The sequence below is a fragment of the Paenibacillus sp. FSL W8-0919 genome, assembly GCF_038003785.1.
Classification (GTDB): Bacteria; Bacillota; Bacilli; order Paenibacillales; family Paenibacillaceae; genus Paenibacillus_AQ; species Paenibacillus_AQ lactis.
The window spans coordinates 1,080,660-1,098,064 of sequence record NZ_JBBOPV010000001.1; the positions used below are offsets into that span (position 1 = coordinate 1,080,660).

General features: G+C 52.3%; 16 protein-coding genes and 1 riboswitch. Of the genes, 11 read left to right on the plus strand and 5 right to left on the minus strand.

The features are described 5' to 3' along the window. Positions 1-17: 17 nt before the first annotated feature. Positions 18-845, minus strand: coding sequence for a polyamine aminopropyltransferase (speE, locus tag NST44_RS04605; RefSeq protein WP_077571076.1), 828 nt, complete (start codon positions 843-845; stop codon positions 18-20). 328 nt (positions 846-1,173) lie between these two features. On the opposite strand from speE, the gene NST44_RS04610 reads away from it, so the two are divergent. Further along, on the plus strand, positions 1,174-3,240 hold the full coding sequence (locus NST44_RS04610) for a PBP1A family penicillin-binding protein (protein ID WP_144872832.1): 2,067 nt from the start codon (positions 1,174-1,176) through the stop codon (positions 3,238-3,240). A 226-nt stretch (positions 3,241-3,466) separates the two neighbouring features. Here NST44_RS04610 and NST44_RS04615 read toward each other — a convergent pair whose 3' ends face one another. Next, a complete protein-coding gene (locus tag NST44_RS04615; RefSeq protein ID WP_340897985.1) occupies positions 3,467-4,336 on the minus strand; it encodes a hypothetical protein in 870 nt (289 codons plus the stop codon). A gap of 410 nt (positions 4,337-4,746) precedes the next feature. On the opposite strand from NST44_RS04615, the gene NST44_RS04620 reads away from it, so the two are divergent. The 3 genes from NST44_RS04620 to NST44_RS04630 all read left to right on the plus strand — a co-directional run bounded on the left by NST44_RS04620 (position 4,747) and on the right by NST44_RS04630 (position 8,762). Further along, a complete protein-coding gene (locus NST44_RS04620; protein WP_144872826.1) occupies positions 4,747-5,133 on the plus strand; it encodes an ArsR/SmtB family transcription factor in 387 nt (128 codons plus the stop codon). Further along, positions 5,134-7,407 (plus strand): heavy metal translocating P-type ATPase, encoded by a 2,274-nt coding sequence (locus tag NST44_RS04625; RefSeq protein ID WP_340897986.1) that lies wholly within the window; start codon positions 5,134-5,136, stop codon positions 7,405-7,407. Positions 7,408-7,598: 191 nt separating this feature from the next. Then, a complete protein-coding gene (locus tag NST44_RS04630) occupies positions 7,599-8,762 on the plus strand; it encodes a copper amine oxidase N-terminal domain-containing protein (protein WP_340897988.1) in 1,164 nt (387 codons plus the stop codon). A gap of 116 nt (positions 8,763-8,878) precedes the next feature. On the opposite strand, the gene NST44_RS04635 is transcribed toward NST44_RS04630, so the two are convergent. After that, positions 8,879-9,397 (minus strand): YwhD family protein, encoded by a 519-nt coding sequence (locus NST44_RS04635; RefSeq protein ID WP_340897989.1) that lies wholly within the window; start codon positions 9,395-9,397, stop codon positions 8,879-8,881. Between the two features lie 147 nt (positions 9,398-9,544). Here NST44_RS04635 and NST44_RS04640 point away from each other — a divergent pair, with 147 nt between their 5' ends. From NST44_RS04640 to NST44_RS04660, 5 genes are all read left to right on the plus strand, one after another. Beyond that, positions 9,545-11,539, plus strand: coding sequence for a M1 family metallopeptidase (locus NST44_RS04640; RefSeq protein WP_340897991.1), 1,995 nt, complete (start codon positions 9,545-9,547; stop codon positions 11,537-11,539). 11 nt (positions 11,540-11,550) lie between these two features. Then, positions 11,551-12,378 (plus strand): hypothetical protein, encoded by an 828-nt coding sequence (locus tag NST44_RS04645; RefSeq protein WP_340897993.1) that lies wholly within the window; start codon positions 11,551-11,553, stop codon positions 12,376-12,378. 337 nt (positions 12,379-12,715) lie between these two features. After that, positions 12,716-12,855: riboswitch (cyclic di-AMP (ydaO/yuaA leader) on the plus strand. Between the two features lie 4 nt (positions 12,856-12,859). Then, a complete protein-coding gene (locus NST44_RS04650; RefSeq protein ID WP_007133243.1) occupies positions 12,860-13,333 on the plus strand; it encodes a C40 family peptidase in 474 nt (157 codons plus the stop codon). A 380-nt stretch (positions 13,334-13,713) separates the two neighbouring features. Next, on the plus strand, positions 13,714-14,214 hold the full coding sequence (locus NST44_RS04655; protein ID WP_007133242.1) for a GNAT family N-acetyltransferase: 501 nt from the start codon (positions 13,714-13,716) through the stop codon (positions 14,212-14,214). Between the two features lie 160 nt (positions 14,215-14,374). Next, positions 14,375-14,731 carry a c-type cytochrome gene (locus NST44_RS04660; protein ID WP_007133241.1) on the plus strand — a complete coding sequence of 119 codons (357 nt, stop codon included), beginning with the start codon at positions 14,375-14,377 and terminating at the stop codon, positions 14,729-14,731. A gap of 115 nt (positions 14,732-14,846) precedes the next feature. On the opposite strand, the gene NST44_RS04665 is transcribed toward NST44_RS04660, so the two are convergent. Together NST44_RS04665 and NST44_RS04670 are read right to left on the minus strand one after the other, a co-directional pair. Further along, positions 14,847-15,161, minus strand: coding sequence for a 4a-hydroxytetrahydrobiopterin dehydratase (locus NST44_RS04665; protein WP_007133240.1), 315 nt, complete (start codon positions 15,159-15,161; stop codon positions 14,847-14,849). Positions 15,162-15,269: 108 nt separating this feature from the next. After that, positions 15,270-15,563 (minus strand): hypothetical protein, encoded by a 294-nt coding sequence (locus NST44_RS04670; protein WP_007133239.1) that lies wholly within the window; start codon positions 15,561-15,563, stop codon positions 15,270-15,272. Positions 15,564-15,752: 189 nt separating this feature from the next. Here NST44_RS04670 and motA point away from each other — a divergent pair, with 189 nt between their 5' ends. Further along, on the plus strand, positions 15,753-16,553 hold the full coding sequence (gene motA / locus NST44_RS04675; protein WP_007133238.1) for a flagellar motor stator protein MotA: 801 nt from the start codon (positions 15,753-15,755) through the stop codon (positions 16,551-16,553). Continuing rightward, positions 16,537-17,352: a flagellar motor protein MotB gene (gene motB, locus NST44_RS04680; RefSeq protein ID WP_007133237.1), complete on the plus strand. Its 816-nt coding sequence runs from the start codon at positions 16,537-16,539 to the stop codon at positions 17,350-17,352. The genes motA and motB overlap by 17 nt, the downstream gene beginning before the upstream one ends. Positions 17,353-17,405: the final 53 nt, after the last annotated feature.

Below are 17,405 nucleotides of genomic sequence, written 5' to 3' on the forward strand. Positions count from 1 at the left end.
CAGTTGCCGCGGCCTCCTTATTTCACCAGATCTTCGACGAACTTAGGCAGCACGAACGCTGCCTTGTGAAGGCGTGGCGAATAGTATTTCGTATCCATCTCCGCGATTTGGGACTCGTCCACTTCAAGCGGATCATACGTCTTGCTGCCCATCGTGAAGGTCCATAAGCCGCTTGGATACGTAGGAATGTTCGCGCCGTAGACACGGACAATCGGGAAGATTTCTTTTACGTCCTTGCTGACCTTTTGGATCAGATCGGCTTTAAACCAAGGGTTGTCCGTCTGTGCCACAAAAATACCGTCATCCTTGAGCGCCTCATAGATGCCTTGGTAGAAGCCGCGCTCAAACAATGGAGCAGCCGGGCCTACAGGCTCGGTGGAGTCCACCATAATAACGTCGTATTCGTTCTTGTGCTCCAAAATATGCATATATCCATCATTCACCAGCACTTCTACCTTCGGATCGTCGAGCTTGCCGGCAATCTCAGGGAGGTACTGCTTCGAATATTCGATAACTTTGCCGTCGATTTCAACCAGAACGGCCTTCTCAACGCCAGGGTGCTTGATCACTTCGCGAATGACACCGCCGTCTCCGCCGCCGACGACCAGAACCTTCTTCGGATTTGGGTGGGTGTTTAGCGCAGGGTGAGCGACCATCTCATGATAGACGAATTCGTCCTTAATCGTAGTCATGACCATGCCGTCCAGGACGAGCATACGTCCAAATTCCTCGGTATCGATCATATCCAGCTGTTGAAACTCCGTCTTCTCATGCACAAACGTTTCCCGGATTTTCGCCGTGATGCCGAAAGTCGGGGTTTGCTTCTCCGTAAACCATAATTCCATCGTCTCTACCTTCTTTCCGCTAGAATAATGTTCAGCCGTCCAGATCCAAGCCGTAAAACTTTATTCGGGGCAGATGCCTTGAGCTTACAGTTTCACACTTTTTCTATTGTACCAAACAAATTGTATTATATTAAATCAAGCCCAAAATGCAACCAAAACTTAGGACGCGGTAAGCACAAGGAAGGTTCTGCCGCCCCGCCCATGAATATCCTGCCCTTCCCCGCCCCATACTGTATAGAAAAGGTAATCATCAAGCGGCTTTTGTCCGGTAGGTCCGCCCTTGATGGAGAACACCGACTTACACCTGGAGAAGGAAGGAGCTTCACGCATGCCGGGATCCAAAAAACAACCGCAAAAGCGCAAACGTCGTTTCGTCCGGCTATCTGCATTTCTGTTTGCACTCCTTGGCTTATCGGTCATCGCCGGCGGCATTCTGCTCGCCTATCTATTTATAACGCCGCTGCCCATAGCGGAAACGGACAGGTACTCAAGGCTGCTCGACAGCCAAGGCGAGCTGCTCGCCACATTCTCGACAACGGGGCATACCTCGGAGCAGGTGGCCTTAAGCGAAATCTCTCCTCTTCTGATCCAGGCCACCATGGCGGTGGAGGACCGGAAATTCTATGATCACGTCGGCTTTGACGTGAAGGGCATGGCACGGGCGCTTCTCGTCAACCTGCGTCACATGGACCGCAAGCAGGGAGCCAGCACGCTAACCCAGCAGCTTGCGCGGAACCTGTACCTGTCCCATGAGAAGACGTGGACCCGCAAGCTCAAGGAGGCCAAATTTACGGCCCAGCTTGAGATGAAATATACGAAAGACCAAATTCTTGAAATGTATTTAAATGAAATTTATTACGGTCACGGTGCTTACGGCATCGAATCGGCATCGCTGCTGTATTTCGGAAAATCCGCCAAAGACCTGAGCTTGGCCGAGAGCGCCATGCTGGCCGGCATTCCGAAAGGGCCGACCTATTATTCGCCCTATAACCATATGGATAATGCCCTCAAAAGACAGCGGATCGTCCTGAACGCTATGGCGGAGACCGGCTTCATCACTCAGACTGAAGCGGACCTGGCCGCCTCGTCCAAGCTGGCTATACTGCCCCAGGACCGCCAAGAGAACAAGGTGATCGCCTCATACTTCCGGGATTATGTGCGAAGCCTGGTCACCTCGCAGCTTAACATAACGGAGGAACAACTGGAGCAAGGCGGTCTGAACATCTACACGACGCTTGATCCAAGAGTCCAACAGGCAGCCGAAGAAGCGGTTGCCAGCGGCATGGACAGCAAAAGCGAGCTGGAGACCGCATTGGTGTCCATCGACCCCCGAAACGGGCATATCAAAGCGATGGTCGGCGGAAAAAATTACCGTGAAAACCAATACAATCACGCCTTGGCCAAGACGAGACAGCCCGGCTCGTCCTTCAAGCCGATCATGTACTTGACGGCAATCAACTCCAAAGAAATGACGAGCACAACGGTATTCAACAGCCAGCCGACCCTGTTTCATTACGATAACAACCGCAAGACCTACCAGCCCAGCAATTTCGGGGGCAAATATTTGGGCGAAATTCCGATGCGCGAGGCCATCGCGGCGTCGGACAATATTTATGCCGTCAATACCATCATGCAGCTCGGTCCGGACAAGGTCGTTGACATGGCCAAAAAAATGGGCATCACGAGTCCGCTCGAGCCTGTCCCTTCGCTCGCGCTTGGGACCTCCCCCGTCAGCCCGCTGGAAATGGCATCCGCTTATGCCGTTATGGCCAACAACGGCAAGCGAGTCGCTCCTGTGGCGGTGCTGCGCATTACAGATGCTGCCGGCCGGAGCGTTTACGAAGCTCCGGAGGATCCGGGCGAACAGGTCGTGGAGCCGGCAGCCGCATATGTGATGACCCGAATGATGGAAGGCGTGTTCGAGAACGGCGGAACCGGCAACCGCGTGTCCTCCATGATGAAGCGTCCGGTTGCCGGCAAAACCGGGACGACCGATACCGATGCTTGGCTCGTCGGATACACCCCGGAGCTGGCCACCGCCGTGTGGGTCGGCTATGATAAGGGCCGGGAGATCAGCAAGGTGGACGGCCACCGGGCAGCGCCCATCTTTGCCAATTTTACGGAGAAGGCGCTCGAGAACGTGCCGCCGAAAATTTTCCCCATTCCGGATCAGGTGGTCAGCGCCTACGTCGATCCGAAAAACGGCATGCTGGCCGGGCCCGATTGCCCGGATAAGGTATTGGAAGTATTCGTGAAGGGAACGGAGCCGAAGGAATACTGTGTCGAGCACGGCGACGGCGAGAAGCAGCCAAAGGGAGCGGATCAGACCAAAGCGGCCAAAAAGCAAGAGGAGCGCTCCTGGTGGAAGGACTTCAAGCGCTGGTGGGTGGAGTAAAGCGAACAACATGTCGAGCGGGAGGATACCTTGATGTGGCTCCAAGCAACGTACGCCAGGAACCCTGCAGAGTGCCCCATTTTAGCGTACTTTCAAGCCTTCCGTAGCTCTGTGTGCTTAGCAGCATCCATCACAATCAGACACATCGATATATAAGAAAAGCAGCAGGCATCCCTGCTGCTTTTCTTGTGCTCTTATGTAATGGATGTAGATCCTTTCATCCCTTCTAAAGGCTTGTGATCAAATAGCGGGTGAAGATATCCCAGATCAAAGCAAGCACCAGCAGGCTTGCGGCATAGACCAACAGGATCGCGTACAACGGATCCAAGCCGCCGGTTTTTTTGCGCTTGTAGCTGTTCATGACGAGCACCGGGATGGTGATCACCGTACTGACAAACGACAGAATCAGGATGACCGTTGTAATGTCGCTGTTTATAAATAGAAATAGCGGGCTGATGACGAGCAGGGCCAGAAACGGGGTCAGAAATGTCCCGAACCTTGCCATCGCTTCCTTCAGCTTGACTCCCGGGTAATTGGATAGCTTCACGGCGGTAAAAGTAAATACATTGAGCAAAAATAGGAACAGCGCCAGCCAGCCCATCGGCTTCAGGACCAGATGAACAAAAGCTCCCTTCTGCAGGATTGCTCCGTCAAAGCTCAGGGTAACATAACCCAAGAGCGGAAGAAACAGAACATACAGCAGCATGGACACCGTCGCGTTAAGCAGCTGGCTGCCATCCGTGGCGGAAGCGGATGCGATCGGATGCTTCAATCCCTTGACCACATAGTCTCCGTAGATTTGCCCGTATAACTTAATGCTTTCCCAATAAGGGTTGGATACGGCTTCCTCTTCTACGTGCTGCCGTCCCGCGCTATGAAACGGAATGTCAGGCGGTATGTACACAGGCATCTCCTTCTCACCTTGGGAGCTGCCTCTATATCTTGTGCTTCCCTGGTGAACACCATATACCTCCGAGGCAGCCGCCTGCTCTTTGAACGCTGTAAATACGGCCTTATCCTCGATGATCAGACGGGCTCCGCACTGCTCGCAGTACTTCCCTTCTTCCGTCTCGTATCGGCATATTGGACACATCATACGCATGCCTCCCTGTTATTTACGATTCTGCAATTGAAGGATCAGGTACAGATGATGCTGATATAACGGTTGTGATGAGCCGCTGGCCCAATTCTTGCACCGGGGGCACGGGGAACGCTCACCGGCAAGCTTCGCTCACTTCATAGGGACTTCGCTTTTTGCTATTAAGTATAAATTTGCCGCCAAGGAAATGGAAGGATTTTCTGACCTATATGCCCTGCTCCTAACGGCACAGATTTTCAAAAATCAGGCTTGCGCTTTTCCCTGGCCGAGCGCGAAACCCCAGGAACAATCAAACATTCATTTGAATATAATAATAAAAAGAGGTATATTAGGTTTAAACAATCAAACGACGGTTTGAATATAAAGAATAAGAGCCCTAATCATTTTCTTCAAGGAGGCGATTGGATATGGAAACCCGAACCGTACCGGCAGACAATTCCACCGAGCTATGTGAAATCACGTGCCCTTCACCGGACAGGGTCGCTGCCGTATTAAGCGAGCAGGTGTCCGACAATGATGTGCAAGGGATGGCGGAAATCTTCAAAGCTCTAGCGGACCCTACTCGGGTGAAGGTCGCCTATATGCTGGACCGCGGAGGCGAGCTGTGCGTCTGCGATATTGCCGAGCTGCTCGGCTGCTCCACGGCAACGGCTTCTCATCATCTAAGAACGCTGAAGAACAAGGATATCGCCAAATCGCGAAAATCCGGAAAGAATGTGTATTACTCGCTTGTGGATGATCACATCCGTACCCTGCTTCATATGACGCTGGAGCATCAGAAGGAGAAGAGGTAAATGGGTATACAAAAATCACAAACGAAGCCATCTCCAGAGACGGATGGTCCTAGCTTTGTTGAATATCGCGTACAGGGCCTCTCCTGCCCGAACTGCACGCGTGAAATGCAGGAGGAGATCCAGAAGCTTAAACATGGCGACAATGCCCGACTGAGCTATAACAGCGGGAAGCTGACTGTCTCCCCTCATGTGGATCTCAGCCGCGTAGAAAGCATCTTGAAGAGCGATGGAGCACGAATCGTTCAAGCCCCGTCATCTTCCTCCCAAGCAGCCGCATCGCCCGGCGGCCATTCCGACCACGGGGCGGCCGGTCATGAACACCGCAGCCATGATCTCGGCCATGCCCACGATCACGCACAGGACAGCACGCGGAAGATGAAATGGCTGCTCGGCATCTCGGCTGCGCTGTACCTGCTCACCTTCCTATTGGAAGGAAGAACCATGCAGCCCGTGTTGATCGCACTGTATGCGGGCGCCATGCTGCTTAGCGGCTACACAACATTTCTTCGGGGCCTTAGAAACCTGACCCGCTTCAAATTTAATATGGACACGTTGATGACCGTAGCGCTCGTCGGTGCGGTCATCATAGGCGAATGGCGGGAGGCTACGCTGGTCGCGATCCTGTTCGGGCTCAATGAGCTGCTGGAGGGCTACGGCATGAACCGTGCCCGCCAGTCCATGGAAGCTCTGCTGGCGGCCGCGCCGAAGGAAGCGGAATTGCTGCGGGACGGCGAGCCTGTCCTCGTGCCGATCGGAACCCTTAAACCCGGCGACGTAGTTCGGGTCCGGCCCGGCGAGAAAATTCCGTCTGACGGTACGATTGCCAGCGGAGCCGGGGCCGTCAATGAAGCTGCGATTACGGGCGAATCGGTGCCCGTAACCAAGCGGATGGGCGATGCGGTCTTTGGCGGCAGCGTAAGCACGGACGGCGTGCTCCATATCGCTATTTCGAAGGCATATGAGGATTCTTCCCTCGCCAAGATTATGCACTTGGTACAGGAAGCGCAGGACAGCAAGACGCCGACCGAGCTGTTTATCGATAAGTTCGCCAAATACTATACGCCCGCCATTATGATCATCGCGCTCGGCGTTGCACTGATCCCTCCGCTGCTGTTGAATCAGCCCTGGATGACGTGGATCTACCAGGGACTATCCATCCTTATTGTCGGATGTCCTTGTTCGCTTGTGCTGTCCTCGCCGATTGCGCTCGTCAGCGGCATGACCCGGGCAGCCCGAAACGGCATTCTGATCAAGGGCGGCATCCATCTGGAGCAGCTCGGCCGCTTGGAGGCCATTGCTTTCGATAAGACCGGCACGCTCACCAAGGGCGAGCCCGCCGTGTATGCCGAGACGGTCTACGACCAAGACCGCTTTTACGCGGTGGTTGGGGCTATCGAGCAAGCATCGCTCCACCCGCTGGCCAAAGCGGTAATGAAGCATCTTGAAATCAAGCAGCCGCAGTGTACGTTCCGTGATCCGCAGGATATTACGGTTCTCCCGGGTGAAGGTGTCCGGGCCCGAATCAACGGACAGTTGTATTGGGTCGGCAGTGAGGATGTTCTGTCCCATATTCATGACAGCGCCCGGAATGATCTGGCCGCCGTCAAAGCAGATATTGCCCACTTAAAGGCACAGGGATATACGATTGTTGCGGCTGTAAGCGAAGACGGCGTATTGGGCCATTTCGGTCTGGCGGACGAGATCCGGGCGGAAACGGCGGACGTCGTCCGTAAGCTTCACGAAGCCGGCATTACCGAAACGATTATGCTTACCGGCGATCATGAGCAATCCGCGCAGTCCATCGCGAAGCAATCCGGCGTCACCCGCGTCTTTGCAAGCCTGCTCCCTGAACAGAAGGTATCCAAAATCAAGGAACTGGCCTCCCGCCGGAAGACCGGCATGGTCGGTGACGGCATCAACGATGCCCCGGCATTGGCTGCGGCGGATCTCGGGATTGCCATGGGCAAGGGGACCGATAGCGCCATCGAAACGGCGGACGTCGTCTTAATGCAGGATCACCTCGGCAAGCTTCCCGGAGCGATCCGAACGGCCCGCCGGGTAAACCGCATCATCCAATGGAATATTGGGATCTCACTGTCCTTGAAGGCGATTGCTCTCCTGCTCACCATCCCCGGATGGCTGACGCTGTGGATCGCAATCATTTCGGATATGGGGGCAACCATTATCGTTACCCTGCTCGGCCTGTCCATCCTGCTTGGCAAGGATCGGGAATCCGTAACCGAGGGCTTATCCCAGCCGATAGCCCGGTCGTGACAGCGAACACTCTTCGAAGCTTCATCCAGCAGGATGAAGCTTCTTTTTTTATGGGCTTAGAAGCAGGGCAATTCTGCTGGCTATATAATTTTTTTCATATCATTTCGCTCTTCAATGAAACATTTTCCATGCCCGACTCGTTTATGCATATGGGAGAAAGATTACCCAACGATTAAAGGAGGAGACCTATCATGAACACAAGAAAATGGATGAAAGCAGCCGGAACCGCCTCCCTAGCCGCGACGCTGTTATTAACAGCATCCGCCGCGACAGTACCCTCGCATGCCGCAGCAGCCGCCTCGGAGGCCAAAGCCGCATGGAGCACGATTGATCTTAAAAATCAGCCATTTACGAAGAATAAAGTCCTATATGTACCGTTGAAGGAAATTTCCGAATCGCTCCAGCTGCAGCTGACGGTTGTTGGCAAGAACCAGATGTACATTAACAGTCCGAAGGAATCCGTCCGGATCAAGGTCGGGCAGGCTCGTGCCGTGAATGCGAAAGGCAGCGTGCTGAAGCTCGAGGCCGCGCCGGTCATCAAGAAAGGGGTGACCTACGTCCCTGCCAGCCTGATTACCAAAGCGTTTGCCATCCCGCTTCGTTATGATGCCAAATCCGGATTGGCAACAACCTTTAACCCGGGAACCGGATATGCCTACACGGCAAAAGGCAGCATGCTGTTTTGGGTGAACCGGGAGAACGGAACGCTCTATATGGGGAAAGCAGGAACGGTTCCTGTAAAAGCAGGCAAGGTGTCTATTGAAAATATCGACATTCTTGAGATCGATGCGCATAAGGTAAATGGCAATACGTACGTGGCCGACATCTATAACACGTACGGAGAGCCGCATATCCATGAAGCTAGATACCGTGTACTCATTCGGGATCAGAAGATCATCAAAACAGCCGCAACCCAGAATGCCAACTTCGCGGGCATTAACTACGAGCCGAACGTTACCGGCTATAAAGGAAATATCGCCATGATGAACGGCAGCAAGCTGGAGCTCGTTCATCCGACCGGCAAGACGGTCAAAACCTATGATCTCGCCGCCCTTACAGGCGTAAAGGATGATTTCACTGTGGAGGCGATCGAACAGGACTTCCTGCTCGTCCGACCGTATACGAAGGCAACCCTGTACATCGTTAACCCGACTGGCACGAAAGCAGAGCTGATTTATCCTGAGATTCTGGATGAGGAAAGCATCAAGGCCATCGGGGAAATGCCGCCGAATGAGGTGGGCTTCATCGGTGATGGTCTGACGTTTGTCGGTTATAAGAGCGGCAAGCTGACGCTGCAATATGACAATCCGTTTCTCGATATCAAGAAGAACCTGACATATGCTCTGCCCTTCTAATGAATCCGATAACTAAACACGCCAGCACAAAAAGACCGGTTAAGATTCCTCCCTCGAATCTTGACCGGTCTTTCTTCGCGTTCTAATCCTAAAACTTTCTTTTCAAGGCAATGTAATTATTCCTTAGTCCGAAGCGCTTCCTTGAATTCATCCGGGGATGCGTTCCACCATTCCTCATTGCGGGAAATCAGCAGCTCGCGCAGCGCCTTCTTCTCTACATCGCCAAGTCCGTCCAGAATAATCCGGCGCTTTAGCGCAGCGTCCATCTTGTTCACATGATCGGCGAGGATTTTCCAGCCCTTGCGCGCTTCCTGATCGATCCACATTTCGCAAGCGGTCGCACCGGCGTAATGCTGGCCTTCAGCCGTGCGGTCCACCGCTACCCATACGATCCACACCTGACGGCCATTAGGCACCTCGTCCCGGTCCGTCGTAAACCGGATGCCCCGCTCCACCTTGCTCTTTGCATGCATGGCCCCGATATCCACCTTGGCCTCGCCATTATCGATAATGACTGGCGAAAGGCTGTTCAAATCAATCGATCCTGCACCGAACCCTTTATGCTTGCTCTTGCTGTTAATAATGTTCAGCGCGATCTGTTTCTTAGCGCCCTGTTCCTGACTCCCGTTCTCCATTGCCGCAAAACCTCCTATATCAGAGCCGACAAAGCCTGTCGGCTGCATCGTAACTACCTTTGTCCCAATAATTTTATTTTAACTAATAATCCTCCAAAAGCAAACATATACATGCTGTAGATGCTTGTCAACGGGAGGTTATTCGATATGGTCCCACCACGTGCCAAAGTCTTTCTATCATCCCTGCTCGCCTTGGGTTTGCTTGCAGGATCGATGCCAATATTTCTTTCTAATCAAGGGTCCTCCTTGTCGGCGCTTGCTCCGAATGGGGGCAAGCCCTCCGTCTCTGCCGTGGAGAAGGCCCCGCTTTCACCTCCAAAGGTTCAGCCTGATGCACCGGCCCCTGCGCTTAGCGACCGGCTGGTCGAATACCACATGGATGTAAGGTACGAGCCTGAACAAAACAAGCTGAAAGGCAAGCAGACCGTCACCTGGACCCATCCTGGCAAAAGAAGCGTGAATGAGCTCTACTTCCATTTATACCCGAACGCCTTTGCATCCGATGAAACGACGTTCATGAAGGAGTCCGGAGGCAGGCTTCGATCCGATCCGATGCCCGAGAACGGCTATGGGTCGATGAAGATTACGAACGTGAAAACGACCGAGGGCCTGGGCCTGACGCAACGACTGCAGTTTGTTCAGCCGGATGACGGGAACATCAAAGATCAAAGTCTTGCCAAACTCCGGTTGCCCAAGCCTGTAAAAGGCGGAGAGAGTATAACCCTGCATTTGGAGTTTGAGGTAGAGCTGCCGAAGATTTTCGCGCGCATGGGCCGGACCGAGGATTTTGTCATGGCTGGCCAGTGGTTTCCCAAGATATCGGTATACGAGCCTGCCGGCACGCGGGAAAGAACCCAGGAAGGCTGGAACTTACATCAGTATCACGGCAATTCGGAGTTTTACTCGAACTTCGGCATCTATAGCGTTCGGATTCGTGTACCCGAGGACTATATCGTAGCCGCTACCGGGTTCCCGACCAAGCCTGCGCAGAAAGCAAATGGCGAGAAAATTTACCAATTCTATGCGGATGACGTGCATGACTTCGCCTGGGCCGCCTCGCCGAACTTCGTGACGGCGGAAGAGGCTTACTCCGCTCCGGGTATCCCTGGCGTCCGGATCAAGCTGTACCTTGATCCTGCTCATAAGGATTTGAAGGAGCGTTATTTTGATACAGCCAAAACGGCGCTGTCCTCTTTCGGCAAATGGTACGGCTCCTATCCGTACTCCACATTATCCATCGTTGTCCCGCCTTATTCCGGCAACGGTGCAGGCGGCATGGAATACCCGACGCTCGTCACCGCCTTCGGAGCCAATAACGACTCGCCCGGATATGAGCTGGAGCGGACCGTCATCCATGAAATCGCCCACCAATATTTCTACGGCATCGTAGCCAATAACGAATTCGAAGAGGCATGGCTGGACGAGGCCTTTGCTTCCTATGCCGAGGAGAAGGTCATGGAGAAGCAGTACGGAATTACATCCAATACCGCAGCGCAAGGCGCATCCATTACGTCGCCTGAACCGCTTAAGATGGAGTCCTGGAAATACAGCTCGCATGAAAATTACGCACTCAACGTCTATACACGCGGCAAGCTGGTGCTCCAGGGCATCGAGCGACAAGTCGGATCCAAGACGATGGATAAAATCATGATGACCTACGCCAAAAAATTCCGCTTCAAGCATCCGACAACGACGGACTTCCAGAAGGTTGTTGAACAGGTTACCCAGTCCTCATGGCAGTCGTATTTCGATCAGTACGTTTACGGCAGCCAAATGGCTGACATCGCGATCGACCAGATCAAAACCAAAAATAAAGGCTCACAAGCGCACCCACAGTTTGTTTCGACCGTAAACATCACGAGCAAGGGCGGCGATGTTACCGATGTGCCGATTGTGTTCGCTTTTGAGGATGGCAAGCTTGTTGAGCGAACATGGAGCGGCAAGAACGGCAAAGTAACTTATACGCTGGAATACCATACACCGCTCGCCTGGGCCATGGTGGATCCGAAATATACCATCATGCTGGAGAATAAACACATGAATAACTATATGAAGGCTGGCATGGATCCGAAAGTCGTTACACGTTGGAATCTCGGTATTACCAAGCTCGTGGAGACGCTGTTCGGCAGCATGTCGTGGTGAGGGGGGAGCACATGAAAAGCTATGCAGGCCAAGGCTGGATCAGTGTTAAAGATCAATTATACGTCTCCATTCTACTGTTCTTGTACCGTCTTCTCTGGGGCTACTGTCTGTACAGGCTCGTGAAATCCGCCGTCGTCCCGCTTTTGATGCGGTACCCGGATCCGGCTCCTAACGAGCTGAGCCGCCTCCTGTTCTTCTATGAGGGCGAAATGAGCTTGTCACTCAGCAATACGGTTCATACCTACGGCTGGATCCTTGCCGCTCTGCTCCTCGTCCGCATGGTGCTTACCCCGCTGATTCGCGCCGGCATCTTCTACAACCTCCACCAGGAGGCCCGTGGCGAACGCGGTCTGTTCTTCTTCATCGGCATGCGGAAGCATTGGAAATCGGTAACGGTGTTCTATCTCATCGAGCTTGTTCTTACGGTTGCCCCGGGTTACTGGATCATTCCCAAGGCTCTTCCGGCACTGCTCGGCTCCATTCAGGAGCCTTCCCAGCTGCTCCGGGTGCTGCCTTACGTGGCGGCCTGGTTCCTCTATACCTATGTTATTCGCCTTGTGCTGCTGTATATGCAGTTCGGGCATACCGGAGAGCTCGGTATGATCGCATCCGTCACGGCGCTCATACGCAAGCTGGGAACGGCCGTACTGCTGTCCATTACTGTTGGTGGAGCCGCATTTGTCATTCTCTTGCTGTTCAGCTCGGCGTCCCTGTTCTGGGCGGGATTAATCGGACTCATCATTCAGCAAGCCTCCTATTTCCTGAACGGGCTCTTCCAAATATGGGGAATTTCTTCCCAATATCATTTATGGAGAGCGTCCGTAGCTTCAAATCCATAACGGTTACAAAAGTTACATTTCATTAACAACCATACATCGTTTAAATGTGGTAAAAAGCTTGTAACCGGAAGCTAAAGCAGCCTCCGAAAAGGATAGATTTCGAACGATAACTTCTACATCCAACCGGAATCCTCAACGTTCCCCTCCCATATTTATACAAAATCCCTGTCCCACTTCAATGTGGACAGGGATTTTTGTTAAAAAAACAACTTTCCTCGTTTGCCAAATTGTTAATACTCTGCTAAAATAACGAATATGTTAGTAACAACTTTGTCATTTTTATTGTAACTATTGTCATCATGTTAACATGTTGGAACGTCATATTGGGTTCATCGACATCTTTTAAAAGCCGAATTCCCGTCTTCATACGGGAAGCGGGGGATCCGTTTTGGGTGAATTGATCTCGCTAGAGAGGGATCATAGGGGACCTTCAACCGAACCCTTAAGCTAACCTCGCAGGCAATGGAAGGAGCTTTTTGTTTTGAAGAAGAAGTTAACAGCCATCTCTTTAGGCTTGGCCCTTGCGCTCACGATTGGAACCGGTAGCGCTTTCGCGGATTCCAAGTTGAATACCGTTATCAAACCAACCATCGGTGTCTCTTATAAAACCGGCGGAACCACTACAAAGGGTTTTGATTGCTCCGGATTCACCAGCTATATTTACAAGAAGCTGGGCCTCACCCTGCCGCGCACTTCTGCAGCACAATACAAGGTAGGTACCGCGGTATCGAAGAGCAACCTGAAGGCCGGGGATCTCGTATTCTTTAATACTTCCGGCAGAGGCGTTTCCCATGTTGGCATTTATGTCGGTGGCGGGAAGTTCGCCCATTCTTCCTCCTCGCGCGGCGTCATCGTTAGCCCGCTCAGCCAGAGCTACTACGCGAAGCGTTATGTAGGCGCGAAGAGAATCATGAGCCAAAGCACGTACAAGTCCCTTGCCGTGAACTACAATTAATTGACTGTACCGTAATTTTTCTGAATGTCCATAAGCCCTGGAGCATGAGATGTGCCGATCTCACCCAGCGGCTTTTTTTCTATAATTTTTCGTCTATACCTCTATAACGTTTCTGGCCATGGAAAAGTTCTATGTTTTTCGGAAAATCCAAAAATATTTTTTCCATTCTGTATGCTCAAAGCCACCAACAAGATTCGGCCAATCCGAGCGCTTACATTTTATTTACCCTTCCAGAATTAACCTAAACAGCAATACGAATAAACAATCGAAAATTTTTTAGCTTCAGTTTCGTTTCCCCCTGCGCTATTATCTTTGCAATCCCGCTCAGCAGCATGTATTCTCTCTCTAACGGAATTGTTTTGAATGAGAGGAGTATTTAGATGGAGGCGAATTTACCCTCGTTTCATACCGTGGTCATGCAGGAAGCCCATGCCGCTGAAATTTGCACCTGGTCCTATCCCCCGCCCTATAATATATATGGCTTTCTTCCTTGGGAGCAGATGAAGGGACTAGGGGTGGAATTCGGGGATCCCGGCATCCGCCTGCAGCAATACCTGTCCGTGCTGGATGAGCAGGATCAGCTCTGGGGGTTTGCCCAGCTTTTCCCTATGGCAGGCGTTACGCGTCTAGGCCTGGGCATGCGGCCTGATTGGTGCGGCCGGGGAATGGGTAAACGGTTCGTGCAGGCAATTGTGGATGAGGCGAAGCGGCGCCGGCCTTCGGACGAGATTGATCTTGAGGTGCTTACCTGGAATGAACGGGCTATCCGGACTTACCGGAAGGCTGGCTTTTACATTGCCGATACGTACGAACGCCTTACGCCGACGGGCATGGCGCCTTTTTATTGCATGGTGTATGACCCGATGGCCAATGAGGAATAGTAGTCTTGTCTATATGAAAAAGTACAATTTTGTGTACTTTTTATGAAGGCAGGCTTGAACATTGCTTTTTTTGTCACAACTGGCTATGATGTGTAAGGATGTTGGTTTATAATGAAGACAAGTGCAAAAGTGCAGTATACATAGAAAGGACGATATGACGATGCAAAAATGGATCATGAGCGGACTGTTCTTCGTCGCATGTGCGTTGGCTATTGCGCTGATGTTTACGCTTCCAGGCAAGGAGCAGGTGGCGCAGGAAGAGAAGCCAACCATGCCGGAGGTTACTTTGGATGCCGCTGCGGCTGAAGCTACATTGAAAGCCAGCTGTATCTCCTGCCATGGCGATCAGCTCCAGGGCGGTGCAGGTCCGGCTCTGAATCAAGTAGGCGGACATATGGATGCGAACGCAATCTTTAACGTAGTTACCAAGGGACGTAAAGGAATGCCTTCCTTTAAGGATCAGCTGAAGCCTGAGGAAATTGCAAACATCGCGCTCTACCTTGCTGAGAAAAAATAATCCATCAGCTCTTATTACGCAAAACACGCTTGGATCCCCAGACTGCTGTTTGGATCCAAGCGTGTTTTTTAATTCTCGGGCCTAACGCTTCTGCAGCTGCCCGAATCTACATTGCCTATTCCGGATCCTTCAGATCCTTGGATCGGCTCTTCTCATAAACTTCGTTAAATTGCTGGGCCTCCTTGATGTCGACGGCCGTTATTCCGCCGTCATCCCATGACGTCAGGCGCAGCGTCACCGTTTTATAATCAATGGTGATGTAGGGGTGATGTCCGAAAGCTTCCGAAATCGCTGCCACCTCATCAACAAAGGCGATTCCCTTCATGAAGGAGGAAAAGGTGTACTTTCGTACAATCCATCTCCCCTGTTCAAATTCCCAGCCTTCAAGCTTCTCTAGATGAGCCTCCACTTCCTGCTGCGTATAAAGCATCATTATATTCCTCCCCGAAAAAAACCTTTCATAAGCCGATTGTTACGTCCTTAGGGCTTCTTTCCATCTATTTTATTCCATGCTTCATTCCTTGATAACCTGCCTGGCTTACACGAGCGCTACGAATGCCAGCTCTTCCTCACCGATCAAAATATGTATCCGATGATTCATCCGATCATGCATGACAACCCCGCTGCCGACCGTAATGACCGGCTCTGTGCCCAAGGCATAGAACAGATCCTCCGCCAGCGCCTCATGAACCTCGGCCTGCTCGGCATCCTCCAGCCTGCCCCAATCCTCCGGATCCATTTCAAAGAAGACATAGCTGTCAGGAATACGCCCAACGGCTTCCGTTAATTCGGTCAGAATTTCGCCGTAATCCCTTCCGTGCTTTACGCCCATCTCCATCACTCCTTCCTGCCATGCTAAGCTTCGATTACTCTTCCTTCTATTATACCGGAAATTACAACTAAAAAAAAAAGCCCGATCTGACGATAAATAGGATAACGCCCCGTAAAGGCGCGCGGTTCGCCGCAAGAGCCGCTAAAAACGAATGGATTCGTTATTTATTTCTCACGGATGAGGTGTAGCATGGAAATTTCAACACTTATAGGTTTGATTCTCGGGCTTATCGCGGTGCTGGTGGGCATGATCCTCAAGGGTGCCTCCATCGCGTCTTTGATTAATCCGGCAGCTTACTTAATCATTCTTGGCGGAACTGCCGCAACTTTATTCATCGGTTTCCCTCTTTCGGAACTGAAGAAAATTCCCAAGCTGATCAAAATGACCTTTGTGAAGCAGCAGCTGATGGACAAGACGGATATGATCAAGCTGTTTATGGAATGGGCTTCCATCACTCGCCGTGAAGGATTGCTTGCCCTGGAAACCAAAGTCGAAGAAATTGATGACGGCTTCCTGCGCAATGGCATGCGGATGATCATCGACGGCAACGATCAGGAATTCGTCCGCGACGTGCTGATGGAAGACATCAATGCCACCGAAGAGCGCCATCGTTCCGGGGCTTTGATCTTCTCCCAGGCCGGTATGTACGCTCCGTCGCTCGGGGTTCTCGGCGCTGTTATCGGTCTGATCGCAGCCCTTAGCCACATGGAAGACATGGGCGAGCTGGCCCACGCGATCGGTGCTGCGTTCATTGCCACCCTGCTTGGTATTTTTACAGGTTATGTTATCTGCCATCCGATTGCAAATAAACTGAAGCGTCTGTCGAAACGCGAGGTGGAAATCCGCCTTATGATGGTCGAGGGCCTGCTGTCCATTCAGTCGGGTGTGTCCACGATCGCCATTAACCAGAAGCTGTCCGTGTTCCTGACACCGTCCGAGCGTGCTCAGCTTGATGAGAGGGAGGCTGGTTCTAGTGAGCAAGAAGACTAGACACGAGCCGCACGAAGAGCATGCTGATGAATCCTGGCTTCTCCCTTATGCCGACTTGCTGACGCTCCTGCTTGCGTTATTCCTTGTGCTCTACGCCATGAGCGCGACCGATGCGCGCAAATTCCAGGAGATGAGCGAGGCCTTCAGCATTGCCCTAACGGGCGGTACCGGCGTGCTGGATTACAGCAAGACCCAGCCAAGCGACGATCCCCCTGATGTTAAGGATCATAAAGCGACAGCACCCACCATTCCCGCACCGACTGCCGACCAACGACGGGCTGAGCTGATGCGTCAGGAGCAAGAGGAGCTGGAGCAGCTCAAGAAGCAGATCGATAATTATATTAAAAATAACGGGCTGACCTCCGAGCTAAGCACCAAGCTCAACCATTCCCAGCTCGTGCTGACGATTCGCGACAACGCGCTGTTCCCGTCAGGGGAAGCTGTCGTGAAGCCGGAGGCCCGCAAGCTGGCTGAGGCCATCTCGCAAATGCTTCAAAAGTTCCCGGATTATGAAATTATCGTATCCGGTCATACCGACAATGTTCCGATCTCCAATAGCAAATACCCGTCAAACTGGGATCTGAGCTCGGACCGCGCGCTGCAATTCATGAAGATATTGCTGGCGAACTCGTCGCTGGATCCGAAACGCTTCATGCCGATCGGCTACGGCGAATACCATCCGATCGCGGACAATGCAACGGCTGCAGGCCGGGCGAAGAACCGCCGGGTTGAAGTGTCCATTATCCGGAAATATCAGGACAGCGCAACCTTTACGAGTGTCGACGAAGCCGGCAATTAGCCGCCGCAAGTCCCTATAAATGAAACAACCGATTCGCTTCTGCCAAACAGACG

Coding starts and splice junctions, on each gene's coding strand:
- NST44_RS04630 (WP_340897988.1), top strand. CDS start 7,599: ATGAACACAAGAAAATGGATGAAAGCAGCCGGAACCGCCTCCCTAGCC.
- NST44_RS04620 (WP_144872826.1), top strand. CDS start 4,747: ATGGAAACCCGAACCGTACCGGCAGACAATTCCACCGAGCTATGTGAA.
- motA (WP_007133238.1), top strand. CDS start 15,753: ATGGAAATTTCAACACTTATAGGTTTGATTCTCGGGCTTATCGCGGTG.
- NST44_RS04625 (WP_340897986.1), top strand. CDS start 5,134: ATGGGTATACAAAAATCACAAACGAAGCCATCTCCAGAGACGGATGGT.
- speE (WP_077571076.1), bottom strand. CDS start 845: ATGGAATTATGGTTTACGGAGAAGCAAACCCCGACTTTCGGCATCACG.
- NST44_RS04635 (WP_340897989.1), bottom strand. CDS start 9,397: ATGGAGAACGGGAGTCAGGAACAGGGCGCTAAGAAACAGATCGCGCTG.
- NST44_RS04655 (WP_007133242.1), top strand. CDS start 13,714: ATGGAGGCGAATTTACCCTCGTTTCATACCGTGGTCATGCAGGAAGCC.
- NST44_RS04660 (WP_007133241.1), top strand. CDS start 14,375: ATGCAAAAATGGATCATGAGCGGACTGTTCTTCGTCGCATGTGCGTTG.
- NST44_RS04610 (WP_144872832.1), top strand. CDS start 1,174: ATGCCGGGATCCAAAAAACAACCGCAAAAGCGCAAACGTCGTTTCGTC.
- NST44_RS04615 (WP_340897985.1), bottom strand. CDS start 4,336: ATGATGTGTCCAATATGCCGATACGAGACGGAAGAAGGGAAGTACTGC.
- NST44_RS04640 (WP_340897991.1), top strand. CDS start 9,545: ATGGTCCCACCACGTGCCAAAGTCTTTCTATCATCCCTGCTCGCCTTG.
- NST44_RS04670 (WP_007133239.1), bottom strand. CDS start 15,563: ATGGGCGTAAAGCACGGAAGGGATTACGGCGAAATTCTGACCGAATTA.
- NST44_RS04645 (WP_340897993.1), top strand. CDS start 11,551: ATGAAAAGCTATGCAGGCCAAGGCTGGATCAGTGTTAAAGATCAATTA.
- NST44_RS04665 (WP_007133240.1), bottom strand. CDS start 15,161: ATGCTTTATACGCAGCAGGAAGTGGAGGCTCATCTAGAGAAGCTTGAA.